Source organism: Streptomyces sp. MJM8645 (assembly GCF_001625365.1).
Classification (GTDB): domain Bacteria; phylum Actinomycetota; class Actinomycetes; order Streptomycetales; family Streptomycetaceae; genus Kitasatospora.
Genome location: NZ_LJJF01000001.1, coordinates 7069540 through 7094394 on the forward strand (window position 1 = coordinate 7069540; position 24855 = coordinate 7094394).

Annotated in this window: 27 protein-coding genes; 18 read left to right on the top strand and 9 right to left on the bottom strand. The window is 74.5% G+C overall.

Annotated elements, in window-relative coordinates:
- Positions 1-234 precede the first annotated feature (234 nt).
- The gene (locus A6F73_RS29705; protein WP_063350589.1) at positions 235-726 is read left to right on the top strand and encodes a DUF5994 family protein; all 492 of its coding nucleotides are present in this window, start codon (positions 235-237) and stop codon (positions 724-726) included.
- A gap of 71 nt (positions 727-797) precedes the next feature.
- A complete protein-coding gene (locus tag A6F73_RS29710; RefSeq protein ID WP_063350590.1) occupies positions 798-1049 on the top strand; it encodes a hypothetical protein in 252 nt (83 codons plus the stop codon).
- 42 nt (positions 1050-1091) lie between these two features.
- Here the strand turns inward: A6F73_RS29710 and A6F73_RS29715 are convergent, their stop codons facing one another.
- On the bottom strand, positions 1092-1529 hold the full coding sequence (locus A6F73_RS29715; protein WP_063350591.1) for a ribonuclease domain-containing protein: 438 nt from the start codon (positions 1527-1529) through the stop codon (positions 1092-1094).
- A gap of 134 nt (positions 1530-1663) precedes the next feature.
- On the opposite strand from A6F73_RS29715, the gene A6F73_RS29720 reads away from it, so the two are divergent.
- Entirely contained in the window at positions 1664-2059 is a 396-nt protein-coding gene (locus A6F73_RS29720) for a DUF2809 domain-containing protein (protein WP_063350592.1), read from the top strand.
- Positions 2060-2120: 61 nt separating this feature from the next.
- Here A6F73_RS29720 and A6F73_RS29725 read toward each other — a convergent pair whose 3' ends face one another.
- Entirely contained in the window at positions 2121-2903 is a 783-nt protein-coding gene (locus A6F73_RS29725) for an SGNH/GDSL hydrolase family protein (RefSeq protein WP_063350593.1), read from the bottom strand.
- 220 nt (positions 2904-3123) lie between these two features.
- On the opposite strand from A6F73_RS29725, the gene A6F73_RS29730 reads away from it, so the two are divergent.
- The 3 genes from A6F73_RS29730 to A6F73_RS29740 all read left to right on the top strand — a co-directional run bounded on the left by A6F73_RS29730 (position 3124) and on the right by A6F73_RS29740 (position 6049).
- Complete coding sequence (locus tag A6F73_RS29730; protein WP_079136131.1) at positions 3124-4017, top strand: ferredoxin; 894 nt, start codon at positions 3124-3126, stop codon at positions 4015-4017.
- A 213-nt stretch (positions 4018-4230) separates the two neighbouring features.
- Positions 4231-5058: a dimethylargininase gene (ddaH, locus tag A6F73_RS29735; RefSeq protein WP_063350594.1), complete on the top strand. Its 828-nt coding sequence runs from the start codon at positions 4231-4233 to the stop codon at positions 5056-5058.
- A 133-nt stretch (positions 5059-5191) separates the two neighbouring features.
- Positions 5192-6049 (top strand): hypothetical protein, encoded by an 858-nt coding sequence (locus A6F73_RS29740; RefSeq protein ID WP_208869128.1) that lies wholly within the window; start codon positions 5192-5194, stop codon positions 6047-6049.
- 15 nt (positions 6050-6064) lie between these two features.
- Here the strand turns inward: A6F73_RS29740 and A6F73_RS29745 are convergent, their stop codons facing one another.
- From A6F73_RS29745 to A6F73_RS29765, 5 genes are all read right to left on the bottom strand, one after another.
- Positions 6065-6754, bottom strand: a complete 690-nt coding sequence (locus A6F73_RS29745) for an LUD domain-containing protein (protein WP_063350595.1) — start codon at positions 6752-6754, stop codon at positions 6065-6067.
- Positions 6751-8196 carry a lactate utilization protein B gene (locus A6F73_RS29750; RefSeq protein WP_063351659.1) on the bottom strand — a complete coding sequence of 482 codons (1446 nt, stop codon included), beginning with the start codon at positions 8194-8196 and terminating at the stop codon, positions 6751-6753. The genes A6F73_RS29745 and A6F73_RS29750 overlap by 4 nt, the downstream gene beginning before the upstream one ends.
- Positions 8193-8954: a (Fe-S)-binding protein gene (locus tag A6F73_RS29755; RefSeq protein WP_063350596.1), complete on the bottom strand. Its 762-nt coding sequence runs from the start codon at positions 8952-8954 to the stop codon at positions 8193-8195. Before A6F73_RS29755 ends, A6F73_RS29750 begins: the two co-directional genes overlap by 4 nt.
- Before the next feature lie 86 nt (positions 8955-9040).
- Positions 9041-10219 carry a globin domain-containing protein gene (locus A6F73_RS29760; protein ID WP_063350597.1) on the bottom strand — a complete coding sequence of 393 codons (1179 nt, stop codon included), beginning with the start codon at positions 10217-10219 and terminating at the stop codon, positions 9041-9043.
- Positions 10220-10308: 89 nt separating this feature from the next.
- Complete coding sequence (locus tag A6F73_RS29765) at positions 10309-10752, bottom strand: Rrf2 family transcriptional regulator (RefSeq protein ID WP_063350598.1); 444 nt, start codon at positions 10750-10752, stop codon at positions 10309-10311.
- Between the two features lie 312 nt (positions 10753-11064).
- Between A6F73_RS29765 and A6F73_RS29770 the strand changes: the two genes are divergently transcribed.
- The 3 genes from A6F73_RS29770 to A6F73_RS29780 all read left to right on the top strand — a co-directional run bounded on the left by A6F73_RS29770 (position 11065) and on the right by A6F73_RS29780 (position 14686).
- Complete coding sequence (locus A6F73_RS29770; RefSeq protein WP_159398572.1) at positions 11065-12714, top strand: YncE family protein; 1650 nt, start codon at positions 11065-11067, stop codon at positions 12712-12714.
- Between the two features lie 153 nt (positions 12715-12867).
- Positions 12868-13548: a PAS domain-containing protein gene (locus tag A6F73_RS29775; RefSeq protein WP_063350600.1), complete on the top strand. Its 681-nt coding sequence runs from the start codon at positions 12868-12870 to the stop codon at positions 13546-13548.
- A 7-nt stretch (positions 13549-13555) separates the two neighbouring features.
- On the top strand, positions 13556-14686 hold the full coding sequence (locus A6F73_RS29780; protein WP_063350601.1) for a pyridoxal phosphate-dependent aminotransferase: 1131 nt from the start codon (positions 13556-13558) through the stop codon (positions 14684-14686).
- A 77-nt stretch (positions 14687-14763) separates the two neighbouring features.
- Here the strand turns inward: A6F73_RS29780 and A6F73_RS29785 are convergent, their stop codons facing one another.
- Together A6F73_RS29785 and A6F73_RS29790 are read right to left on the bottom strand one after the other, a co-directional pair.
- Positions 14764-15546: a glucosamine-6-phosphate deaminase gene (locus A6F73_RS29785; RefSeq protein WP_063350602.1), complete on the bottom strand. Its 783-nt coding sequence runs from the start codon at positions 15544-15546 to the stop codon at positions 14764-14766.
- A gap of 298 nt (positions 15547-15844) precedes the next feature.
- Positions 15845-16252: a hypothetical protein gene (locus A6F73_RS29790; RefSeq protein WP_159398573.1), complete on the bottom strand. Its 408-nt coding sequence runs from the start codon at positions 16250-16252 to the stop codon at positions 15845-15847.
- Positions 16253-16534: 282 nt separating this feature from the next.
- Here A6F73_RS29790 and A6F73_RS29795 point away from each other — a divergent pair, with 282 nt between their 5' ends.
- The 9 genes from A6F73_RS29795 to A6F73_RS29835 all read left to right on the top strand — a co-directional run bounded on the left by A6F73_RS29795 (position 16535) and on the right by A6F73_RS29835 (position 24852).
- Positions 16535-17296, top strand: coding sequence for a hypothetical protein (locus A6F73_RS29795; protein ID WP_063350604.1), 762 nt, complete (start codon positions 16535-16537; stop codon positions 17294-17296).
- Positions 17293-18891, top strand: a complete 1599-nt coding sequence (locus tag A6F73_RS29800) for a serine/threonine-protein kinase (RefSeq protein ID WP_244293548.1) — start codon at positions 17293-17295, stop codon at positions 18889-18891. The genes A6F73_RS29795 and A6F73_RS29800 overlap by 4 nt, the downstream gene beginning before the upstream one ends.
- Positions 18892-18982: 91 nt before the next feature.
- On the top strand, positions 18983-20083 hold the full coding sequence (locus A6F73_RS29805) for an ionic transporter y4hA (protein ID WP_063351661.1): 1101 nt from the start codon (positions 18983-18985) through the stop codon (positions 20081-20083).
- Between the two features lie 377 nt (positions 20084-20460).
- Complete coding sequence (locus A6F73_RS29810) at positions 20461-21783, top strand: geranylgeranyl reductase family protein (RefSeq protein ID WP_063350605.1); 1323 nt, start codon at positions 20461-20463, stop codon at positions 21781-21783.
- 221 nt (positions 21784-22004) lie between these two features.
- The gene (locus A6F73_RS29815) at positions 22005-22703 is read left to right on the top strand and encodes a TNT domain-containing protein (RefSeq protein ID WP_208869129.1); all 699 of its coding nucleotides are present in this window, start codon (positions 22005-22007) and stop codon (positions 22701-22703) included.
- Positions 22704-22839: 136 nt separating this feature from the next.
- Positions 22840-23439, top strand: a complete 600-nt coding sequence (locus A6F73_RS29820) for a GNAT family N-acetyltransferase (protein WP_063350606.1) — start codon at positions 22840-22842, stop codon at positions 23437-23439.
- Between the two features lie 136 nt (positions 23440-23575).
- Positions 23576-24043, top strand: coding sequence for a hypothetical protein (locus A6F73_RS29825; RefSeq protein WP_063350607.1), 468 nt, complete (start codon positions 23576-23578; stop codon positions 24041-24043).
- A 66-nt stretch (positions 24044-24109) separates the two neighbouring features.
- The gene (locus A6F73_RS29830) at positions 24110-24547 is read left to right on the top strand and encodes a DUF3040 domain-containing protein (protein ID WP_159398574.1); all 438 of its coding nucleotides are present in this window, start codon (positions 24110-24112) and stop codon (positions 24545-24547) included.
- The gene (locus A6F73_RS29835; protein WP_063350609.1) at positions 24547-24852 is read left to right on the top strand and encodes a hypothetical protein; all 306 of its coding nucleotides are present in this window, start codon (positions 24547-24549) and stop codon (positions 24850-24852) included. The genes A6F73_RS29830 and A6F73_RS29835 overlap by 1 nt, the downstream gene beginning before the upstream one ends.
- The last annotated feature ends 3 nt before the right edge of the window (positions 24853-24855 follow it).

Here is a 24855-nt window from a genome sequence, read left to right on the forward strand (position 1 = left end):
ATTCGACACGACACACAGTGTTACGCATCGCGGCTCCCGGTGGCGCAGGACCGCCGCCGGGTCGTCGAGCAGGACCGCGCCCTCCCGCGCGGGCGTCCGGCGGCGCCCGTTCGCGCCCGTTCGGCCCCGGTGCGGTCGGAGTACCGTGGGAGGGCGGGGCGGCCCGAGCTGCGGAACCGAAGGGCCGGCCCCGTTCAGCGGGCCCGATCCGCGCCCGCGGAGAGGCGGCGAGCCATGTCGGACGATGCCGGTGCCCCGCACTCAGGGCTTCTGCCGGACCGCTTCCGGCAGGCGGTGAAACCGGGGACGGTCCTGCTGCGCCTGGAGACCACGCGGTCCCGCGAGGGCGCACTGGACGGCGCCTGGTGGCCGCGGTCGCGGAACATCGGCGCCGAACTGCCAGGTCTGGTCGGCGCGTTGACTGAACACCTCGGCCCCGTGGCGAGCGTGGGCCTGGACGCGGACGCCTGGGACGAGGTGCCGGCCCGGATCGTCGTCGACGGCCGGTCGGTGCGCATCGACCGGTATCCGGTCGGCGACGACACGGTGATCGTCACGCGGGGCGACCGTGATCACTTCAGTCTGCTCGTGGTTCCGCCGCAGGCGGGCCGGGAAGCGGCCCTGACCGCGATGGCCCACGCGGTCCGGGCCGGCGGCACCGACTCGGCGCGGCAGATCCTGCTGGACACCGGCATCGGTTCCGAGCCCACGACCGGAGTGCCCTGACCGGATTGCGCTGGCCGGACTGCGCTGGCCGGACTGTACCGAGGAGCGGCCCCGGGCCGGAGGAGGTCAGGATGCGGCACTACCGATGGGTCCTGGAGACCCAGAACGACGACGGCCACTGGGCCCGGCAGGGCGGCGAGCCCATGCCGAACCCCCTGGAGTACGACGGGCCGCCCCAGCAGGCCGCCAACCACGTCCGCGAGGTGTTCGTGCGCACGCTGTCCCGACCGGCCCCGGGGCCCCGGGCGGTCAGGGTCCGGGTCTGGGGCGGGTCCGACGCCGTCGGCGAGCCCGAGGCCGAGACCGAGTGGTCACGCGAGTGACGTGCCCGGGCCCGGCCTGCGGGCGGTGTCCGTGGGGTCGGATCAGGAGCATCCCGAGCTGATCTCGCGGAAGTTGGCGTAGTGGTCGTCGCTGTACCAGACGTGCTGGGTGGCGGGGTCGCGCACCAGGCGTTCGGCGTCGCGGTGCTGGCCGGGCGAGCGCGGGTTGACGTCGTACTCGCGGTAGTGGCCGGTCTGGGGGAGGTCGCCGCTGCGGTTGCCGTAGACGTTGCTGCCGCGGATCACGTAGGGGGAGTCGGCCACCGGGTAGTCCCGAGGGGCGTTCGCGGTCGGCCAGTGCAGGTCGTGCCAGATGTGGCACGCCTCCTCGACCTGGGGCGGGAACTGGTCGATGGGCAGCGGGGGTTCGAGGATGCCGCGGACGATCCGCGGTGCGGGGTGGGTCGTGTGGGCGGCGGCGCCGGCCGGGGCAGCGGAGGGGATGGTGGCGGCCGTCAGGAACAGGGCGGCGGCGGCCATGCGGAGCAGGCTTCGGTGTGTGGTCACGCAGCGGCCAACGACGCCCGGGCGTCACGGATGCGCGAAGTCACCCGTCCGGGCCAGCCCCGGCATCGGACGCCGGTGGCCGACGGGCGGGTCGTAGGGTGGGGCGGGTGGATGATCTCTGGGGGCGCCTGCGGGTGCGGGCGGTGCCGCTGCTGGCGGCCGGGGCGACGGTGGCGGCCGGGCTGGGCGTGCGGGCCGGGCTGGGCGGGGACGTCGCCAAGTACGCCGGGGACGCGCTCTACACGGTGCTGGTGTACGCGCTGGTGGTGCTGGTCGCGCCCAGGGTGCGGCCGGGGCGGGCGGCGGTGGTGGCGGCGGGGCTGAGCTGGGCGGTGGAGTTGTTCCAGATCACTGGTGTGCCCGACGAGTTGGGGCGGCGCAGCGGGCTGGCCCGGCTGGTGCTGGGGTCGACGTTCAACCCGCCGGACCTGTTCTGGTACCTGGTCGGCGCCGCGTTCGCTGCGCTGGTGCACCGGGTGCTGCGGACCGCGAAGGCCGTGTAGACCGCGAGGGCCGCAAGGACTGCGAGGAGGACCGCAGCGCCCGGTGCCGCCTGACGCGACGTCAGAGCGGGAGCAGATCAGGCCGCTTGGCCTCGACGTGGTCCCCCGAGGACTCCCCGCGCAGTCGTCGGCCGACCCAGGGCAGCAGGTACTCGCGGGCCCACTGGAGGTTCTCGCGCCGCTGGTCGGCGGCGGACAGCTCCGGGGTGGCCGGCCAGGGCGCCTCCGGGTCCTGCTCGGTGCGCAGCCCCAGGGAACGGGCGGCCAGCAGGGCGACCCGCTGGTGGCCTTCGGGGGAGAGGTGCAGCCGGTCCTCGCTCCAGGCCCGGCGGTCCTGGACGGCGCGCAGCGACCACAGGTCGGCCACCTTGCAGCCGTTGCGGTCGGCGACCGCCCGCATGTGCCCGTTGTACGTGGCGATCTTGCCGCGCAGGTGCTTGAACAGCGGTACGTCCCGGGTGTCGAAGCCGGTGCAGATCAGCACCGTCCCGGCGGAGGCGGTGAGTTGGACGATCGCCGCCTCGAATCGCTCGGCGACCTCGTCCGGGTCGCTGCCGGGCCGCAGGATGTCGTTGCCGCCGGCGCAGAAGGTGGCCAGGTCGGGCTGGAGCCGGCGGACCTGCGGCACCTGCTCGGCCATGATCTGGTCCAGCAGTCGGCCGCGCACCGCCAGGTTGGCGTAGCGGAACCCGCCCGGCGGCCGTCCGTCGGCGAGCAGCCCGGCCAGGCGGTCGGCCCAGCCGGCGAAGGCGCCGTCGGCACCGGGGTCGTTCAGGCCCTCGGTGAAGCTGTCGCCGAGGGCGGCATACGAACTGAGGTCAAGGGTCTCCTGGAGGTTCGGCATGAAGGAGATAGTTCACCCATTCAAGTGACCTACGCCACCGTAGGTGACCCCGGCGGCACGTGAGATGGGCCACGTGCCCCACCCGGAATACAGCCGGAGTGCAGAGCGACGGCCCCCGGAAACCACAAGATCCCGCCCCCCTAGCACTTTTGGGCCCACCCGGCCGATGCTCGAAGGGCGCGGCCGGCCCGGCCGCCGTCCTTCCAGGGGGAAGACATCCATGGCTCTGAATCCGACCTCCGGCCTGCCCGGGCAGTGGTCCGTCGACGACCGCTGCACCAACTGCGACGTGGCCCGGCAGCTCGCGCCAGGACTGATCCGTGAGCGCGCCGGCCGCTCCGAGCTGGTCCGCCAGCCGCAGGACGAGGCCGAGCACGGCCAGCTGCTCGCCGCCGCCCACGCCTGCCCCACCCGCTCCATCCGGCCGGGCACCGGCCCGCTCGACCCGGCCACCGACCCCTTCCCGCTGGCCCTCGACGACGGCCTGCTGCTGCTCGGCCACAACTCCCGCCACAACGCCGGGGCCAACTCCTACCTCTGCCGCCGACCCGCGGGCTGGCTGATGGTCGACACGCCCCGCTACGCCGAGCCGCTCGCGGCCCGGTACGAGGCCCTCGGCCCGGTCACCGACATCCTGCTGACGCACCGCGACCACGCGGCGCACGGCCGGGCGTACGCCGACCGGCTCGGCGCCCGGCTCTGGATCCACGAGGGCGACCTGGACGCCGCGCCCGACGCCGACCGGGTGCTGCACGGCGTCGAACCGGTGGAGGTCGCCCCCGGCGTCACCGCCCACCCCTTCCCGGGCCACACCCGCGGCAGCGTGCTGTACCTGGTCGACGAGTGGTACTGCTTCACCGGCGACACCCTGTACTGGTCCCGCACCACCGGTGACCTGGAGGTGTACGACACCGTCACCTGGTACTCGATCGAGGAGCTCTCCGCCTCGCTGGACCGCAGCCTGGACGCGCTGCGCTTCGAGTGGCTGCTGCCCGGCCACGGCCAGCGGCACCGGATGCCCGCCGAGGAGGCGGCGGCCCGGCTGCGGGCGCTCGCCGACCGCTGTCGGGGCCTGCGGCCCGCGCCGGTGGACTTCGGCGCGGTCCGCTGGTGACGGTCTGCTGGTGACGTTCGGCGCGGCCTGCCAGTGACGCTCGGCGCGGTCCGTCCCGTGGCACTCGGCCGCGCGTGCGCCGGAGCCCGCGCCGGGTGCGCGGGGGCCTGCGCCCGCCGGGGGCGCCCGCGCGGGTGTGCGAACAGCCCTGCCGGGGCAGCGGCCTGGGGAACGGAATCCCCGAACTCCCCTGCACCCGAGGACGGTTGAGGAATGCCCACGCAGACCCCGGAGCGCACCGCCAGGCCGCGGCGCTACCTGATGTGCCGGCCGACGTACTTCACCGTCGACTACGCGATCAACCCGTGGATGGACCCGGCGCAGCCCACCGACACCGCGCTCGCCGTCCGCCAGTGGGAGCGGCTGTACTGGCTGTACCGCCGCCTCGGCCACACCGTCGAGCTGATCGACCCGGTGCCCGGCCTGCCCGACATGGTCTACGCCGCCAACGGCGCGACCGTGCTGGACGGCCGGGCGCTGGTCGCGACCTTCCGCTACCCGGAGCGCGCCGCCGAGTCCGAGGCCTACCAGGCCTGGTTCCGCTCGCACGGCTACCGCGAGGTGCAGCGCGCCGGGCACGTCAACGAGGGCGAGGGCGATCACCTGGTGGCCGGCGGCCGGGTGCTCGCCGGGACGGGCTTTCGCACCTCCCGGGCCGCGCACGCCGAGGCGGGCGAGTTCTTCGGCGTCCCGGTGGTCGGCCTGACCCTGGTCGACCCGCGTTTCTACCACCTGGACACGGCGCTGGCCGTGCTCGCCGACGACCACGTCATGTACTACCCGGAGGCCTTCGACGCCGACAGCCGGGCCGTGCTGCGCACCCTGTACCCGGACGCGCTCCTCGCCGACCGGGCCGACGCCGAGGTGTTCGGCCTCAACGCGGTCTCGGACGGGCGCCGGGTGCTGCTGCCCGAGGCGGCGAAACACCTGGCCGGGCGGCTCGTCGAGCACGGCTACCAGCCGGTCCCGGTGGACGTCTCGGAGCTGTTGAAGGGCGGCGGCGGAGCCAAGTGCTGCACGCTGGAGCTGCGGCCCGCCTGAATCGGACCCTGCCGTCCGCACTGCCCTCCGCACTGCCCTCCGCGCTGCCCTCGCGGACCTTCCCGGCCGCCCCGCCGTCCGGTAGAGCTTGGCCAGGGCATCCGGGGCGGTGCCGTGCCGACGGGAGGGCCACATGCGCGATCAGGCGTCCACATCCGAGGACGAGGCGGCGCGGCGGCGCAGGGCGGCGCCCGAGCGCCGGAGCGCGGACCTCCCGGCCGAGGGCGCCCGGGAGGCCGCGGCCGCCGGCCCGCTGTCCCCCACGATGGCCCTGCCCCTGCAACGCACCCTCGGCAACGCCGCGGTGGCCCGGCTGGTCGAGCAGCAGCGGCACGGCCAGGAGGCCTCCGGCGGCGCGGGGACGCCGGTCCAGCGGGCCCCCACACCCGGGGCCGGGCCGGCGACGCAGATCGCGCTCACCCACCTGACGGCCGACGACCTGGAAGGCGAGTGCGGCTACTTCGAGCGCAGGCGGCAGTTGAGCGTCGCCGCGCCCCAGCAGGGCGTCATCATCCAGGAGATCAACCGCGTCTTCGCCGTGGAGGAGTGGGACGGCACAAACTGGAACGCGATGTCGGGCAGCCGGATCGACTCGTACATCACCGCGAAGGGGTCGAGCGCCCACGCCACGGTCGCCCGCTACTGGGAGCTGTGGACGGTGGACGCGGCGGGCAACGTCTCGGACGGCGCCGAGGACACCTTCTCGCTGTGCTCGGTCATCCCCGGCCGCAAGCGCAAGGACACCACCCGGGGGACGTACACGATCACGGGCCGGGCGGTGTTCTACCCCACGGCCGTCGCGCCCGCGGACCTGGGCTTCGCACCGGGCGGCGCCCCGCCGGCGGGCGGCCTGTTCAGCACGCTGGCCGACCCGACGGCGGCCATCGCGGGGCAGGGGCTGGCCGCTTCCGGGCGGCCGGTCGACTGCCGGGTGCAGGTCGCCTGGGACAGCTCGCAGGACGACAGGTACAGCGTCGTGACGATGAGCTGAGCCGCGGCGGTCCGGTCAGCCCTCGACCAGCAGCACCTCCAGGGTGCGCGGGCCGTGCACGCCCTCGACCCGGTCGAGCTCGATGTCGCTGGTCGCGGACGGCCCGGAGATCCAGGTCTGCGGGCGGGCCGGGTCGAGCCGGGGCAGTGCGAGCGGCACGGAGGCGACGACCTGCCCGGGTGTCCGGACGACGCACACGTGGTGGTCCGGGACGAGGGTGAGCAGCCGCCGCCCCTGGCCCGGTCCGGCGTCCAGCACGATCGTCCCGGTCTCGGCGATCGCGAGCGCGCAGCCGGTGACGACGCTGTCCACGGCGTCGAGCCGGGCGGCGGTGAGCGTGCCGTCGTCGGGGACGGCCGTGACGGCGGTGGCGCTGAGCCAGGCGGGCGGCAGTCCGGGCGGCACGGCGACCGTGCGGCTGCCGCGTTCGGCCAGCAACCGGGCCAGGACGGCGGGCAGTTCGGCCTCGGTGCAGCGGTGCACCCGGGCCCGGTAGTCGGCCAGGTTGTGGTGCAGCAGGTCGAGCAGGGCCGCCGGATCGTCCGGACTGTGCGTACGCAGGTAGTCCCGGGCGACCGGCTCCTCCGCTGCCCGGTCCCGGTTCCGGTCGGGGTCCCGGTCCGGGCCAGGGTCAGGGCCAGGGTCGGGGTCGGGGTCGGCGAGTGCGGCGCGGATCCGGGCGAGGATGAACTCCCGTGCGGTCATGAGCGGTTCCTTCGCCACCAGTCGCGGAACGGTGCGGCGGGCACCTCCGGGAGGTCCCGGGTGTCGGTCCAGGCCCGGCCCGGGCCGGGTAGCCGGTGCGGGTGCAGCGCGCGGGTGCGCCCGGCGAGCCGCTCGGCGGCCGCGAGCGCCGCCGGGTGGTCGAGCACGTACCCGGCGGCCGCGATCGCGGCCCGCTCCAGCGGGTGCCCGCCCTGCTCGGCGACCCGCTCGCGCAGGTGCACCAGCACCTCGGGGATGTCGATCGCCACCGGGCAGACCTGGTAGCAGGCCCCGCAGAGCGAGGAGGCGTACGGCAGCGAGGCGTCCAAGGGGCTGGTGGTGCCGCGCAGTTGGGGTGTCAGGATGGCGCCGATCGGGCCCGGGTAGACCGAGCCGTAGGCGTGGCCGCCGGCCCGCTCGTACACCGGGCAGACGTTGAGGCAGGCCGAGCAGCGGATGCAGCGCAGCGCCTGGCGGCCGACCTGGTCGGCGAGCGCGGCGGTGCGCCCGTTGTCGAGCAGCACGAGGTGGAAGGCGGACGGGCCGTCGCCTTCCGTGGTGCCGGTCCACAGCGAGGTGTACGGGTTCATCCGCTCGGCGGTGGAGGAGCGGGGGAGCAGTTGCAGGAAGACCTCCAGGTCCTGCCAGGTCGGCACGACCTTCTCGATCCCGACGACGGAGATCAGCGTGCGCGGCAGGGTGAGGCACATCCGGCCGTTGCCCTCGGACTCGACGACCACCAGGGTGCCGGTCTCGGCGACCATGAAGTTGGCGCCGGAGACCGCGACCCGGGCGCGCAGGAACTTCTCCCGCAGGTGCAGCCGGGCCGCTTCGGCGAGTTCGGCGGGGGAGTCGGTCAGGCCCTCGGGCGCGGGGCGGCCCCAGGCGGCCATCCGTTCGGCGAAGATCTCCCGGATCTCGGTGCGGTTGCGGTGGATCGCGGGCACCAGGATGTGCGAGGGCCGGTCGTCGCCCAACTGCACGATGAGCTCGGCGAGATCGGTCTCGTAGGCGGTGATCCCCTCGGCGGCGAGCGCCTCGTTGAGCCCGATCTCCTGGGTGGCCATCGACTTGACCTTGACGACCTCCGTCTCTCCGGTGGCACGGACCAGGTCGGCGACGATCCGGTTGGCCTCCTCGGCGTCGGCCGCCCAGTGCACGACGCCGCCGGCCGCGGTGACGGCCTCCTCCAACTGGACGAGGTAGCGGTCGAGATGGCGCAGCGTGTGGTCCTTGATCGCCTTGCCGGCGGCGCGCAGTTCGGCCCAGTCGTCGAGTTCGGCGACGGCGCGGGCCCGCTTGTCCCGGATGGTGTGGGTGGCGTGCCGCAGGTTGGCGCGGAGCCGCTCGTCCCGGACGGCCTCCGCCGCGGCCTGCGGGAAGGTCGCCTGCGCAGAGGTCGCCTGTGGGAAGGCGGGCATGCCGAGGAAGGTGCCGGTCATGCGGGCCTCCACGGGTGTTCCTCGGTGCTGGCGAGGATCTCCGCCAGGTGCAGCGGGCGCAGTGCCGCGCCCCGGCGGCGCAGCGTGCCGCCGAGGTGCAGCAGGCAGGAGTTGTCGGCGCCGCACAGGACTTGGGCGCCGGTGCCGAGCGCGTGGGCGATCTTGTCCTCGGCCATGGCCGCCGAGACGGCCGCGTTCTTGACGGCGAAGGTGCCGCCGAAGCCGCAGCACTCCTCGGCGCCGGGCAGTTCGACCAGCTCCAGTCCCCGGACGGCGCGCAGCAGCCGCAGCGGCCGTTCGCCGAGGCCGAGCACCCGCAGGCCGTGGCAGGAGGGGTGGTAGGTGACGGTGTGCGGGAAGTGCGCGCCGACGTCCTCGACGCCGAGCACATCGGTGAGGAACTCGGTCAGTTCGTACACCCGGGGCGTCAACGAGGCTGCCATGGAGTCGAGTTCGCCGCCCCGGCCGTCGGCGGCGGCCCGGGCTCCGATCCGCGGGTAGTTGTCCCGGACCATGGCCACGCACGATCCGGAGGGCGTCACCACGTGCTCGTACCCGGCGAAGGCCCGTGCGGTGCGCCGCAGCAGCGGCTCGCACGCCTGCCGGTAGCCGGTGTTGTACTGCGGCTGCCCGCAGCAGGTCTGCCCGGCGGGGAAGTCCACGGTCACGCCGAGGCGTTCGAGCAGCCGGACGGTGGCGACCGCCGTGGCGGGGAACAGCGCGTCGTTGACGCAGGTGGCGAACAGTGCGACCCGCATCGGCCCTCCTTTCGTCCGGCGACACCGGCCGGCCCGCTCGTGATCGTACCGAGCGGGCCGGGGGATGTCGGGGACCTCAGGGGGTCTCAGGCGAGCCAGAGGTCGGGGCCGAACACCTCGTAGTGGATGTCCGCCGCCGGGACGCCCGCCGTGAGGAGCTGCTCGCGGACGGCGCGCAGGAAGGGCAGCGGGCCGCACAGGTAGGCGGTGGTGCCGGCCGGGACGTCGACGGTGGAGAGGTCGACCAGGCCGGTGCGCTCGGCGGGCCAGTCGCCGAGCGGCCGCTCGTAGAAGACGTGGGCGGTGGCGTTCGGCAGCTTGGCGGTGAGCTGGGCGAGGTCGGCGCGGAAGGCGTGGGTGAGCTGGTCGCGGTCGCCGTGCACCGAGACGACCTGCCGGGGGGAGCCGGTGGCGGCGAGGTGGTCGAGCATGGCGGTCATCGGGGTGTTGCCGATGCCGGCGGAGGCGAGCAGCACCGGCCCGTCGCCGCCGGCGAGGGCGATGTCGCCGAGCGGGGGCGCGAGGTGGACGAGGCCGCCGGTGTGCAGGTGGTCGTGCAGGTGGGCGGAGACCTCGCCGCCGGGCTCGCGCTTGACGGTGAAGCGCAGCGCGCCGTCGGCGGTGCCGGAGAGGCTGTACTGGCGGATCTGCCGGGCGCCGTCGGGCAGTTCGGTGCGCACCGAGACGTACTGGCCGGGTCGGGCGGCGGGGACGGGGCCGCCGTCGGCGGGGCGCACCAGGAAGGTGGTGACGGTGTCGGTCTCCTGGTAGCGGGCGACGACGGTGTAGGGGCGCCAGAGGTCGGCCTGGTCGCCGCCGGCGGCGACCTCGGCGCGCAGCCGGTCCTCGACGGCGACGAGGGCGTTGGCCATCAGCCAGTACACCTCGTCCCAGGCGGCGGCGACCTCGGGGGTGACGGCTTCGCCGAGCACGTCGACGATGGCGGCGAAGAGGTGCTCGTGGACGATCCGGTACTGGCTGCTGTCGATTCCGACGGAGACGTGCTTGTGGGCGATCCGGGCGAGCATCGCGTCCGGCCGCTGGTCGGGGTGGGCGATCAGCGCGCCGGCGAAGGCGGCTATCGACCCGGCGAGCGCCTGCCGCTGGGTGCCGTTGGCCTGGTTGCCGCGGTTGAACAGGTCGCGCAGCAGCTCCGGGTGGGCGGCGAACAGCCGGTCGTAGAAGAGCGGGGTGATGTCCCCGATGGCGCCGCCCACGACGGGCAGGGTGGCCTCGATGACCTCGGCGGACTTGGCGGACAGCATCAGTCCGGCTCCTAACTGGTATGTGAGATTCGCATTAAAGGCCGTGCGTGAGCCCGGCCCCGGGGGGATGGGGGATGGGGAGTGGGGGATCAGGCGGTGGGTCTGGTGGTGAGGCCGAGCAGCACGGGCCCGGTGGGCGCGGCCACCAGGTCGTCGATGCTGAGCGGGTCGAGCGAGGCGAAGAACGCCTCCTGGGCGGTCCGCAGCGCACCGCGCAGACGGCACGCGGCCCGCAGCGGGCACGGCGGGTCGTCCTCGCAGCCGACCACGTCGCCGACCCCCTCCAGCTCGCGCAGGAGCAGGCCGAGTGAGCCGGTCCGGCCGGCGAAGGTGAGCAGCAGCCCGCCGCCGCGTCCGCGCCGGGCCTCCACCACCCCGAGGTGCTGCAGGCGGCTGACCACCTTCGCCGCGTGGGTGTACGGCACGCCGACCGCCTCGGCCACCTCGCGGGTGGTCGGGTTGGCGTCCTCGCCCAGGACGGCCAGCCGCATGGCGATCCGCAGGGCGATGTCGGTGCTCTTGGTCAGCCTCACGTTCGAAACGCTATCGAATGCGACTCCACAACTCCAATTTCCTGCACGCCCCGCCCCGACCGGTCCCGACCCACCCGAGACCAGCCCGCGCCCGGCCCGCGCCCGGCCCCAGACCGACCCCCGGTCGCGACGGGGAGGGGGGCGGGCGGCTGCTGGTGTCCGAATCTCGGTCGAATCTGAACAGTTGGCGACATTACCGATCAGTCCCTGACGGATGGTCATACCGGCTTCTACGCTTCGTGCGGCTCCGGATCCGCAGGGGGCTGGAGCGACCGGCGTTGCATCCCTTGACCGACCATGCTGGAGAGACTCGTGAGAACACGTCGCGCACCCGGGCGCACCTGGACGGCCGTGACCGCGATAGCCGCGGCCACGGCCGCACTGCTGTCGCAGCCTGCCACCGCCGAGGCCGCCACACCGCCGCCGACCGTCAAGGCGCATGTGCCGGTGGCGCCCTACCCGGCGGGCGTGGCGCTCACGCCGGACGGCGGCCACGCCTACGTGACCAGCCAGAGCAGCGGCACCGTGAGCGTGCTGGACACCACGAGCAACACGGTGGCCGCCACCTTCACCGCCGGCACCGGCTCCTACGCGGTCGCCCTGTCGCCCGACGGGCACCGGGCGTACCTGACCCACCACCTCGACGGCACCGTCAGCGTCGTGGACACCACGAGCAACACCGTGACGGCCACCGTCCCGGTCGGCGCCCAGCCGTGGGGCCTCGCGCTCTCCGCGGACGGCTCGCGCGCCTACGTCGGCAACGCCGGGGCCAACACGGTGAGCGTGCTGGACACCACCACCAACACGGTCACCGCCACCGTCCCGGTCGGCGCCGAGCCGCACGGGCTGGCCGTCTCGGCGGACGGCAAGCGGCTCTACGTCGCCGCCTCCGGTGCGAAGGCGGTGAACGTGATCGACACCGCGAGCAGCACGGTGAGCGCCACCGTTCCCGTCGGCCACAGCGTCTTCGGCCTCGCGCTCAGCCCGGACGGCACCCGACTGTGGGCCGCCGACGCCGACGACGCCACCGCGAGCGTGGTCGACACCACCGGCAACACGCTCGTCGGCACCGTCGCCGTCGGCGCCGGCCCGTACGCCGTCTCGCTCGCCCCGGACGGCAGCGCGGCGTACGTCTCCAACTACGCCGACAACACGGTCAGCGTGGTGGACACCGCCAGCCGGACGGTCACCGCGACCGTCCCGGTCGGCGCGAGCCCGTACAGCCTGGCGATCACCGGCGACGGCCGGCGCGGCTACCTCACCGACTTCACCGGCGGCGCCGTCGACGTGCTCGACTTCCCGCTGCCCGTCCCGGCCGTCACCGGGATCAGCCCGTCCGGCGGCTCGGGGGTCGGCGGCACGACGGTGACCGTCACCGGCACCGACCTGAACGGCGCCACCGCCGTGACCTTCGGCGCGGCGGGCGCCGCCACCGCCTTCAACTGCACCAAGACCAGCTGCACCGCCACCGCCCCCGCCACCACGGTGACCGGGCCGGTGGACGTCCGGGTCACCGCGCCCGGCGGCACCAGCGCCGCCGTCGCCGCCGACCGCTTCAGCTACACGGCCCCCAGCGCCCACCTCGGCGTCGCCCTGACCGCCACGCCGGTGTCCAACCTGCTGAGCGGCCGGGTCGACTACACCGTCACGCTGACCGGCCAGGGCCCCGACACGCTGACCTCGGGCACCGTCTCCGCCGACCTCCCGGCCGGCCTCGCGGCGACCTCCAGCGACTGCACCATCGCGGGCACCAAGCTCACCTGCAAGCTCACCGGGCCGCTCGCCAAGGGGGCGAGCACCACCCGGCACTTCTCGATCTCGGTCGGCCTGCTCAGCCTGATCCGCAGCTTCGACGTCACGGTGGCCCGCACCGCCGGCGTGCCCGCCGACCCGACCCCGGCCACCAGCCGGGACACCCGCAGCTGCACCGCCGTCCTCGGACTGCTGATCACCTGCCACTGACCCTCCCCGATCACCGAAGGCCCCGCCGGCGTCACGGCGGGGCCTTCGTCGTCGCCGTCGCCGCAGGCGCCGGATGCCCGGACGAAACGCATCAAGGAAACGCCTGAACGAAACATCTGGACTAAACGTCCGGTCTGGACGTACAGTCCGAACATGACCACCGAAACCCCCGACCCACGCGTCCGGACCTGGACACCGGTCTGCCGCGCCGTGGCCCTGCTGCTCGGGCCGTACGCCGAGGTGGTGCTGCACGACGCCACCGCCGACCGGGTGCTGGCCATCTGGAACCCGATGACCCTCCGCACCCCCGGCGACCCGTCGCTGCTCGGCGAACTGGACACCCTCGACCCGTCCGCCCCCGACGTCTACGGGCCCTACGAGAAGCTGCTGCCCGACGGGCGCCGGCTCTCCTCCGTCAGCGCCGTGCTGCGCGACGATGCCGGACGGCCCTCGGCGGTGCTCTGCGTCAACCTCGACCGGGGCCCGTTGGAGCACGCCGCCGCCCTGCTGGCGGGTTTCGCCGCGCCCACCGCGCCCCGCCCCGAACCGCTCTTCGAACGCGACTGGACGGAGCGGATGAACGACGTGATCGGCGGCTACGTCCGCGCGCACGGCCGCCCGCTCGAACGCTTCGGCCGCGAGGACCGGCTCGCCGTCCTGCGCGAACTCGACCAGGCCGGGGTGTTCGCCGTCCGCCGCGCCGTCCCGGCCGTCGCCACCGCACTGCGGGTCTCCCGTTCGACCGCCTACACCCTGCTCGCCGAGCTCAAGCAGGCCCCCGAGCCCCGGCACCCCGACACAGACGCCGACGCCGGCGCCGACGAGAGCGAGTGACAGAGAGATGACCAGGCTCCCCGACTTCAGGCTCGAAACCTACTTCTCGCGCTGGGAGTTCAGCGCCCGCCACCACCTCGCCGCCTCCGACGCCCAGACCATGACGATGGCCGAACTCCTCGCCCTGGCCGGCCCCGAGGACCGCCGGGCCTGGGACGGCCTCGCCCTCGGCTACACCGAGACCTACGGCGATCCGGAGCTGCGCCGCGCCATCGCCGGGATGTACCAGGAGGTCGACGCCGACGACGTGCTCTGCTTCGGCGGCGCGCAGGAGGGGCTCAACCTCGCCATGCAGGTGCTCCTCGACCGGGGCGACCACGCCGTGGTGGTGACCCCCAACTACCAGTCCGCCGAGACCATCCCGCTCTCGCTCTGCGAGGTCACCGGCGTCGCCCTGGACGAGAAGGACGACTGGGCGCTCGACCTCGACGCGGTCACGGCCGCGCTGCGCCCGAACACCCGGGTGCTGTCGGTGAACTTCCCGCACAACCCGACCGGCAAGGTCATCGACGCGGCCGACTTCACGCGTCTGGTGGAGCTGTGCGACGAGCGCGGCATCCGGCTCTTCTCCGACGAGGTCTACCGCGGTCTGGAGCGCGACCCGGCCCGTGCGCTGCCGCAGGCCGCCGACCTCTCCACGCGCGCCCTCTCGCTCAACGTCACCTCGAAGTCGCTCGGCCTGCCCGGCCTGCGGATCGGCTGGATCGCCTGCCGCGACCGGGAGTTGCGCTCCCGGCTGGAGCGGGCCAAGCACTACACCACGATCTGCAACTCGGCGCCGAGCGAGGTGCTGGCCCGGATCGCGATCAACGCCCGTGAGCAGATCCTGGCGCGCAACCGCGCGATCATCGCGGAGAACCTGCCGCGGTTCGACGCGTTCTTCGCCGAGTTCGGCGACCTCTTCGAGTGGCGTGCCCCGGACGGCGGCTGCGTCGCCTACCCGCGCTACCTCGGGGCGGACGGGGTCGAGGACTTCTGTACCGCGCTGGTCGAGCAGGCGGGCGTCCTGCTGCTGCCCGCGAGCATGTTCCACTCCGACCTGACGCCCGCCCCCGTCGACCGCTTCCGGATCGGCCTGGGGCGCCGCGATCCGGGCCCCGCCCTGGCGGCCTTCGGCGACTGGCTCCGCGGGCGCTGACCGCCGGGTGCTGCTGGAAAGGAATGCGGTTCGGGCCCGTTCGGAAGGCGACTGCCTCCCGAACGGGCCCGCCGACCTCAGAGCTTCTGCCAGGCCGGCTTGGCGGCGTAGGTGTCGCGGAAGTAGTCGGCGAGCTTGAGGCCGGAGGCGGCGGCCTCGTCGACCACCACGGTGGCGTGCGGGTGGAGCTGCAGCGCCGAGGCGGGGACGGCGGCGGACAGCGGCCCCTCGACGGAGAGGGCGACGGCCTCGGCCTTGGCCTCGCCGGTGGCGAGCAGGACGAGGTGGCGCGCCTCCAGGATGGTCCCGATGCCCTGGGTGATGACGTGGTGCGGGACCTCGTCGAGGCTGTCGAAGAACCGGGCGTTGTCCTCGCGGGTCTGCCGGGTGAGCGTCTTGATCCGGGTCCGGGAGGCCAGCGAGGAGCAGGGCTCGTTGAAGCCGATGTGGCCGTCGGTGCCGATGCCGAGCAGCTGGAGGTCCACGCCGCCGGCCGCGGCCAGCGCGCGGTCGTAGGCGGCGGCCGCCGCGGCGATGTCCGTCGCGTTGCCGTCCGGGCCGAGGAAGGAGTCCTCGGTCAGGCCCAGCGGCTCGACGACCTCGCGCAGCACCACCGAGCGGTAGGACTCGGGGTGGCCGGCGGGCAGGCCGACGTACTCGTCGAGCTGGCAGATGCGCGCCCGGGAGGCGTCGAGCCGGCCGTCGCGGACCCGCTCGGCGAGGGCCTGGTAGATCGGCAGCGGCGTCGAGCCGGTCGCCACGCCGAGCAGGGCCTCGGGCTTGCCGGTCAGCAGATCGGTGATCGCCGCGGCGATGAGTTCGCCGGCCGCTGAGGCGTCAGGGACGATCACGATTTCCATACTGGTCCACCGTTCTGAGCCGGGTGCTTGGTCTAGACCCTTGAGGTCTAGACCAGTTTGCCGTGAACGGGTGCTCCAGGTCCACTCGGGCCCTGGTCGGAGCCGCTCTGCCGGCCCCTGGACCGCCGGGAGCCGGCCTGCGGGGCTGCACATGCCGACGGGCCGGCCGCCGGGTGCGCTGGCGGCCGGCCCTGGAGCCGGGGCGCGGACGCCCCGGCGGTGGGGTGGGTCGGGTCGATCGAGGACCTCGGTGCTGGTGGAGCGGCGCAGTCCGTCAGGACGGGTCGGGAGCCGCCCGTCAGAACGGGTTGGTACAGGTGGTGACCTGCTGGGCCGCCTCCAGCGCCGGGCCGGCGGTGGCGCAGATGATCCGCAGGTCGGTGGTGACGACGCGCGGGGTGACCGCCTTCGCGGAGCCCAGGCGCACGGTGGTCGCGGAGGCGACCGTCTCCCACGGGCTGCCCCAGGCCTTCTGGGTCCGCATCTCGACCTGAACCATCGTCAACTGGCGCGAGTCGGCGGAGACCTGGGCGACGCCGAAGAAGCCCTCGCCGTCGTGCTGGTGCGAGATGCAGGGCGTGTTGAGCACGGCGGCGCAGGCCACCGCTTCGTTCTCGGTCGTCGCCGGGGCCGCGATGGCCGGTCCGGCCGCCAGGCCTGCTATCCCTGCCACCATCATCGTCACAGCTGCGATCCGAGCGCGCATGATATGAACCTCCTTGGAAATTAAGGGAATCTCACTCCTTGAGATGAGTCTTGCACAGAACGTGGTCATGTCGCGTGTGTGTTGCGTCACACTCAAGGTGACCATTCAACTACGTGCTGCAACCGCCTGTCGGGCGGTCGACGGACCGCCAGGTGGGAGGCCTGCGGGCAACTCGGCGACGCCCGGGCCGGGTTGGCGGTGTCCCTTCACTCGTCCGAGTGGCGAACTGCCGTCGGGGCGAATCGGGCCGTTAGCATCGACCCGAACCACGGAGGTGTCTGCGTGGACACGGTCATCGTGCAACTGCCCGACCGGGGGCCCGTGATGGCACCCGGCGAACCGCCCGGCCTGCTGCGGATGGGCCCCGGCGAGGCCGCGGTGTTCGGGCGCGGCGAGCCCGGCCGCCCGGCCCCCATCCCGCTGCCCGACCAGGGCGTCTCCCGGCGCGCGGGGGAGGTCACCGCCGCCGAGGACTACTGGCGGCTGTCCAACTTCAGCACCTCCGCCACCTACGTGGTGGAGAACCTGGAGGGCGCGGGCGAGCACGTCAAGGTGGCGCCCGGCCGGCTCGGCGCGCCCGTCCCGTTCGAGTTCTCCCGGGTGCTGCTGCCCGCCCTCGGCGAACCCGCCTCGTTCAAGGTCTTCGCCCCGCAACACGCGTACCTGGAGGGTCGGCCAGGCGGCGTCGAGGGCGAACTCACCGTCAACCCGTTCGCCCTCGACCCGACCGCCAAGTACTTCCTGGTGCTGCTCGCGCTCTGCGAGCCCCGGCTGCGCTCGCCCTCCGCCGCCGTCGTCCCCGGCGTGACGGACGTGCTGGCCCGGCTGCGCGCCCTGCCCTCCTGCCACGGGCTGACCCGCTCGGCGGTCAACTACCACATCGACTACCTGGTGTGGACGAAGCTGCGGCTGCGCGAGCCGTACGAGGACGGACCCGGAGGCGGCAAGCGCGAAGAACTCGCGGCCCTGGCACTGAAGTTCGACCTCGTCCGGGAGGAGCACCTGGCCCTGCTCCCGCCCCGGCGCCCGGTCGCCCGACCGTGAGGCCCGCCGGCCAGCCGCCCGTCGAGCCGGTACCCGTCGAGCCGGCGTCCGAGCAGCGGGTGCCGGAGAAGGACCAGCCCCTGCCGGAGCGGCAGTTCGAGGTGCCGGCCGGCTACCGGCTCGCGGGCTACCGCACCGGCGCCTACCTCGGGGCCGGCGCCTGGGGCAGCGTGTACGCGGCCGAAGGCCCCGACGGCACCCCGGCCGCCGTCAAACTGCTCAGCCCCGCCCGGCTCAGCCCCGGCCAGCGCCGGACCATGACGGAGGTCGCCCGCAGCGAGATGCGCTTCAGCCGCCGCGCGGACCACCCCCACCTGATCCGCACCCTCGCCGTGACGGTCGTCGACGACCCGGCCCACCCCGGCCTGGACGGCGCCGTCGCCCTGGTGATGGAACGCGCCGCCCGCAGCCTCCAGGACGTCCTCGCCGCCGCCCGCCCCGGCGCCCCGGTGCCCGGTGCCGAACGCGTCCTCACCGAGGTCTGCGCCGGGCTCACCCACATGCACCGGGGCGGCTGGGTGCACGGGGATCTCAAACCGGCCAACATCCTGCTGATGCCCGACGGCACCGCCAAGATCGCGGACTTCGGCCTCACCGCCGAACTGGAGGGCACCCACGCCTACGCGCCGCCGCTCGGCTCGCCCGACCACGTCCCGCCCGAGTGGTGGTCCGAGCGCACCGGCGCGCGCGGCGTCGCGGTGCGCCCCAGTGCCGACATCTGGGCCTTCGGGGTGATCGCCCACCAGGTGCTCACCGGCGGCCTGCACCCGTTCCTCGGCGCCACCGCCCGGGCCCGCTCGCTGGCCGCCCAGGCGTACGCGCGCGGCGCGGCGCCGCTGCGGCTGGACGAGGCGCTGCCCGGGCCCTGGCGGGCCGTGGTCACCGCCTGCCTGGCCCCAGGGCGGGAGGAGCGGGCCCGCACCGACCTCGCCGCGCTGGTCGCCCGGGCCGTCGCGCGTCCGGCCTGCCGCCGCGGCGCCGCCCTGCGGGCCGCCACCGGCCTGCTGGCCTGCGCCGCCACCGTCCTCGTCCTGACCGGGGCCCCCGAGCCGGAGGCTGCGGAGCAAGGCGCCGCGGTACCCGCCGCCGGACCCGCCGCGGGGTCGGCCGCCCACCCGGCCGCGCCCCCGCTGCCCGGCGCGATCCCGGCCGGCTCCGACGTCCCGGTGGCCTACCGCGGCATGATCGAGGACGCCGCCCGGCGCTGCCCCGAGCCCGAGATCACCCCGGTGCTGCTGGCCGCGATGCTCAAGGCCGAGAGCGGCTTCGACCCGAACGCGGCCCGCCCCGAGACCGGCGAGTACGGCATCGCCATGTGGACGCCCGCCGTCTTCGACGCCTGGGCGAAGGCCGCGGCCCACGACGGCCCCAAGTCCTACCTGGAACCGGGCGACGCGATCGCCGCGATGGGCAACTACGTCTGCTGGCTGGACCAGCAGCTCAAGCACCGGGGCTTCACCCGCGACCTGCCGGCCCTGGTCACCGCCGCCTACCGGACCAGCGACAAGACGGTGGCGGCCGCCGAAGGTGTCCCGGAGCGGGTCCGCCCGCACGTCGACAAGGTGCTCCGGTATCTCGCCGACTACGGCGGGTGAGCGGGCAAAACGGGATGAGTTGTACCACATCCCTACGTATCCCGGCGCGGTCAGCCGGGTGGGCGGCCCCCGGTCTGGGATGCTCGGCGGCATGATCACGAAGCTCCGCGCGGCCACCGCGCAATGGACCGTCGTCGTTCCGGTGGTGTCGTTCGTCGTCCTCGCCCTGACCTGGCACCGGGACCTGCCCGGTTGGGTGGTGGGCGTCGTCGCCTGCTTCCTGGCCGGCGCCGTGCTCGCCGCCGTGCACCACGCCGAGGTGATCGCGCACCGGGTCGGGGAACCCTTCGGATCGCTCGTGCTCGCGGTGGCGGTCACCGTGATCGAGGTCGCGCTGATCGTGACGCTGATGGCCGACGGCGGCTCCAAGTCCGCCACCCTGGCCCGGGACACCGTGTTCGCCGCCGTGATGATCACCTGCAACGGCATCCTCGGCCTGTCCATCCTGGTCGCCGCGATCAAGTACCGGACCGCCGTCTTCAACGCCGAGGGCACCGGCGCCGCGCTCGCCTGCATCGGCACCCTCGCCACCCTCAGCCTGGTGCTGCCGACCTTCACCACCAGCTCCCCGGGCCCGCAGTTCTCCACCACCCAGCTGGTCTTCGCGGCCACCGCCTCGATCGTGCTGTACGGGCTGTTCGTGACCACCCTGACCTTCCGGCACCGGGACTACTTCCTGCCGGTCACCCCCGAGGGCCGGGTGCTCGACGAGGAGGACCACGCCGCGCCGCCGACCGCCAAGGCCGCCTGGATCAGCCTGCTGCTGCTCGGCGTGGCCCTGGTCTCCGTGGTCGGCCTCGCCAAGGGCGTCTCGCCGACCATCGAGCACGCCGTGGACGACGCCGGACTGCCGCACTCCGTCGTCGGCGTCGTGATCGCCCTGCTCGTCCTGCTGCCGGAGACCATCGCGGCGCTGCGCGCGGCCCTGCGCAACCGGGTGCAGACCAGCCTCAACCTGGCCCTCGGCTCGGCGCTCGCCAGCATCGGCCTGACCATCCCGGCCGTCGCGATCGCCTCCTCCTGGCTCTCCGGCCCGCTCGTCCTCGGTCTCGGCCCGGCGCACATGGTGCTGCTGACCCTGACCATCGTGCTCGGCACCCTGACGGTCATCCCGCGCCGGGCCACCCCGCTCCAGGGCGCCGTGCACCTCGCCGTGCTGGCCGCCTACGTGGTGCTGGCGCTCAACCCCTGACGCCGCCGCAGCAGTTCCCCAGAGCCCCTGCCTCCGACACCGCCGTCGGAGGCAGGGGCTCTGCGGTCTCCCGGGGGAGCGTGCCGGACGGCGGCCCACCGACGGGCCGGGCGCCGTGTCCGGCGCGGTGGTCAACGGCGGGCTCCGAACCGGCGGGTGACCGCGCGCCCGCCCCGGTGGCCGGTATTGACCGGTCATCGGGGCGGGCCCGCGTGTCGGGGCGGCGGGCGGGTGCCGTGGTTCTCTATCGTCCGTCTCGGACCGCCGAGTCCGGCCGTGTCCGAATGGCCCCGTCCGAATGACCCTGTCCGAGTCCGTCCGGGGCCCCCTGCGGCCCCGTCGGGCCCGCAGCCGATCCGACCCCGTGGGAGTGCGTGATGCCCGGCCCAGAGCAGCAGGTGCCCGCAGACGGCGGTCGGGCCCCCCGGCCCGCCCGGACCGAGGAGGACGCCGACGTCATCGTGGTCGGCGCCGGCCCGGCCGGCTCCACCGCCGCCTACCACCTCGCCCGCACCGGCCTGGACGTCCTGCTGCTGGAGAAGTCCGCGTTCCCGCGCGAGAAGGTCTGCGGCGACGGCCTCACCCCGCGCGCCGTCAAGCAGTTGACCGACCTCGGCATCGACGTCTCCGAGCAGGCCGGCTGGCTGCACAACCAGGGGCTGCGGCTGATCTCCGGCCGGCGCGCGCTGGAGTTCGACTGGCCCGAGCTGTCCGCCTACCCCGGCCACGGACTCGTCCGCCGGCGTGCTGACTTCGACGAACTGCTCGCCCGCCGGGCCGCCTCGGCCGGCGCCCGGCTGATCGAACGGGCCAACGTGGCAGGCCCGTTGGTGGACGAGCGGAGCGGCCGGATCACCGGCGTCACCGCGAAGCTCGGCGACGAGCGCCGGCCCGTCAGCTACCAGGCGCCGGTCGTGGTCGCCGCCGACGGCAACTCCACCCGCCTCTCCGTCGCGATGAAGCGCTACCGCCGCACCGACCGCGCCATGGGCGTCGCCTACCGCACCTACTTCACCACCCCCCGCCACCAGGACCGCTACCTGGAGGCCTGGCTCGACCTGCGCGACCCGGGCGACCCCGCCCGCCGCCTGCTGCCCGGCTACGCCTGGGTGTTCGGCATGGGCGACGGCACCGCCAACGTCGGCCTCGGCGTCCTCGACACCGCCCACGTCGACCTCGACTGGCGCGACCTGCTCCGCCGCTGGTGCGACAGCCTGCCGCCCGCGTACGGCTACACCCCCGACGCCGTCACCGAGCCCGTCCGCGGCTCCGCCCTCCCGATGGGCCTCAACCGCCAACCCCACTACGCCGACGGCTTGTTGCTCATCGGTGACGCCGGCGGCACGGTCAGCCCCGGCACCGGCGAAGGCATCGCCTACGCGATGGAATCCGGCCGCTACGCCGCCGAGACCATCGTCCAGGCCCTCGCCCGGCGCACCGACCGCGGCCGCGAACTGGCCCTGCGCGCCTACCCGCAGGCGCTGCGCTCCGCCTACGCCGGCTACTTCGCGCTCGGCCGCCTCGCCGCCGACCTGCTCGGCCGGCCCAGGCTGCTCGGCGCGGCCGGCGCCGCCGGGCTCGGCCACCCGGCGTTGCTGAAGGTGGCGTTCCGGCTCATGGTCAACCTCACCGAGCCCAACTCCAACGACGCCCTCGACCGGCTGCTCCACCTGATCGGGCGGGTCGCGCCGGGGCGCTGACGGGTGGTTGCGCGGCGTGCCGGGGTCGGTGCCGGACCGCTCAGTCTTTCGGGTGAACCGGTCCGGCGTCCCGGGGTTGGCCGGAACCGGGGAATTCGGTGCGTCTTCGGCCTAGTCGTGTTGACGGATGATCAGCTGATCCGCTTGCCTGGTGTCGAAACGGACACGGAGGGTGAGCAGGACGTCCCCTCCGTGCGACCCCCCCTCACGACGGAGACACCGTGCGCCTTCGCCTTCGCCTGCTCGTCGCGCCACTCGCCGCAGCCGCCGCCCTGATCGCCCCGAGCATCCCGGCCGCCGCGGCCGACACCGCCACCGCGGGCGCCTCCACCGCGGGCGGCTCCGCCCGGGCCGCCACGCCCCCCGACGAGTGCTCCGCCGACTTCTACCAGGGTGACAAGCGGCTCGGCCCCGCCGACCTGCCCACCACCGGCCGGGTCGGCCGGGAACTCGTCGGCTACCAGCGCACCGGCTCCCTGAGCGAGCAGCAGTTCCTCACCACCTACTACGACCCGGCCGGCAACAACGGCGCCGGCGGCTGGATCTACCCGCCGTCCGACGGCTACGTCACCCTGCCCGACGGCACCCCGGTCGAGTTCGATCTCACGCTCTACCCGAACCAGAACATCGACCGCTACGGCAGCGAGTACGGCGCCTTCCTCGCCCCCGAGGGGCTGCCCTACTCCACCCGCTCCATCCCGCCGCAGAGCCTCGACGGCACCCCGCCGGCGGGCTGCAACTACCACGACTACAAGGTGGTCAAGCCCTTCAAGGTGCACGCCGGCCCGATCGCCCCGTGGTTCGGCCAGCCCGGCTGGGGCCTGCAGTACCAGCTCGACGCGGCCCTGGTGCCCGGCGGCCCGGCCAAGCTGAACGTGCTCTGGCTGGTCGACAACGGGTACCTGTCCCGGATCGTCTGACCCGGCCGTCCGGACGGCGCACGGCGGGCCCGCCGTGCGCCGTCCCGCTCACCGGACGTCACCGGGCGGCGGGGGCGGATTCCCGGCCGGGGAAATTCGCTGGCGGGCACCGGAGCGGGCGGGATAGGAAGGCCGGATGAGCACCACCGAGAACTCCGCCGAGCGGCGCGTCCTGCGGCCCGCCACCCTCGACCTGGGCGACTTCGCGCTGCGCCCCTGGGGCAGGGCCCTCGACCTGCCCGGCGGCACCGTCCCCGCCCTGGTGGCGGCCGCGGCCGACCCGGAGATCGCCCGCTGGAACCCGCTGCGGATCGCCGACCCGGCCGACGCCGAGGCCTACCTCGACCGCTGCGACACCGGCTGGGCCGAGGGGCGCGCGGCCGCCTTCGCGATCACCGACGCCCTCGACGGGACCCTCCACGGCAACGCCTTCCTGGGCTGGACCAACCAGTCGGACGGCATCGCCACGGTCGGCTACTGGCTGCTCCCCACCGCCCGCGGCCGGGGCATCGCCACCCGCGCCGCCACCGCCGTCACCCGCTGGGCCGTCGCCACCGCCGACGCCCGCCGCATCGAGCTCTGGCACGGAGTCGGCAACGAGGCCTCCTGCCGCGTCGCCGTCCGCGGCGGCTTCCGCCACGAGGGCACCACCCGGGCGTCCTACCGCTACGGCGACGGCGACTACGTCGACGAACACCTCCACGCCCGCCTCGCCACCGACCCGGACGCCGGGTAGGCCCGCCGACCGGCCGCCGCGCGGGTCCTCCCGGTGCCGGGAAACCGGTGGGCCGCAGGCTGCGCGCACGGCGGGGGAGCGGCCTAACCTGGAAGGGCGCGTACGGTGCGTGGCCCGGGAAGGGAAACGGTCGGCCATGACGGTGATCTCGGCGGCTCTCTTCGGTACCGATTGGCGCCCTGCGCCGGCCGGTTCCGCCGAACTGCTGCGGGAGTGCGCCGCCCGGGGCTGGACGGTCGTGCTGACCGGGCCCGGGCCCGGCGGGGCACCGGCCCTGACCGTGACCGCCCCCGGGCGTGACCCGGTGCGGGCCGCGCTGGAACTGGTCGGCGGCACGGCGTCGCACGCCGTGGCGGTGGCCGGCAGCGTGCGCGAGGTGCTGGCGGCGCGGCGGGCCGGGGTGCCGTGCGTCGCCCTGGCGGCCGGTGCGGACGCCGGCCCCGAGCTGCGGGCGGCGGGCGCGGTCGAGGTCCACCGCGACGCCGACGCCCTGCTGCGCGTCCTGGACGACAGCCTGCTGGCCCGTCCCCGGGCCTTCGGCCCCGTGGGCGCCGCCGCCGGCGCCGCACCACACGTCGTAACCGGCGGCCCCCTGAGCGGTTAGCGCCTGCCCGTACCGGGCAACCGCCCGGGTGCGAGCACGTCACCGGAAGTGTCGGAGGTGACCGAGATGGACGGACCCGCGTTGAGCGGATGGGAGCGACGGCTCCTTGAGGAGATCGAGTCCGATCTGCGCCAGGACACGCGCCTCGACCGGAAGTTGAGCACGATGGGCGCCAAGCCGCCGAGCCGGGCCCGGCGCGTGCTGCGCGGCGTCGGGCGCCGCCTGTCCGCCGGGGTGGTGCTGACCGCCCTGGTGATGTCCGCGATCTGCCTCAGCATCGGCGTGCGGACCCCGACCACCGCGGTGCTGACCGCCCTCGGGGTGGTGTGGGCGGCCTCGGTGGCGGCGGCGATCGCCACCTCGGCGCTGCTGCGCCGCCGGGCCGCGGGCCGGGGCGAGGGCCGGGACCAGGCTGCGGGCCGGGACCGGGGCGAACGCCGGGCCGCACCCCCCGACCGGGACGAGCGCCGCGAACGCCGCCCCTGGGACCAACCGGAGGCATGATGACCACCGACCTGTGGGAGTACCGTCCGGGCCCCCACCACGCCGCCGACCTGAGCCTGACCGGGTACGAGGTGCAGGCGACCGACGGCCCGCTCGGCCGGGTCGAACAGGACACCGGGGACCACCTGCTGATCGACGCAGGGCCCTGGGTGGCGGGCACCCGGCTGTCCGTCCCGGTCGGCCTGGTGTCGCGGATCGACCACCTGGAGCTGACCGTCCACCTGGACTGCCCGCGCGCCCGGCTCAGCCCCACCCCGCCCGCCGCCGTCCATCTGGGTTCTGCCTGCGACCCGCACCGGCACTGAGCC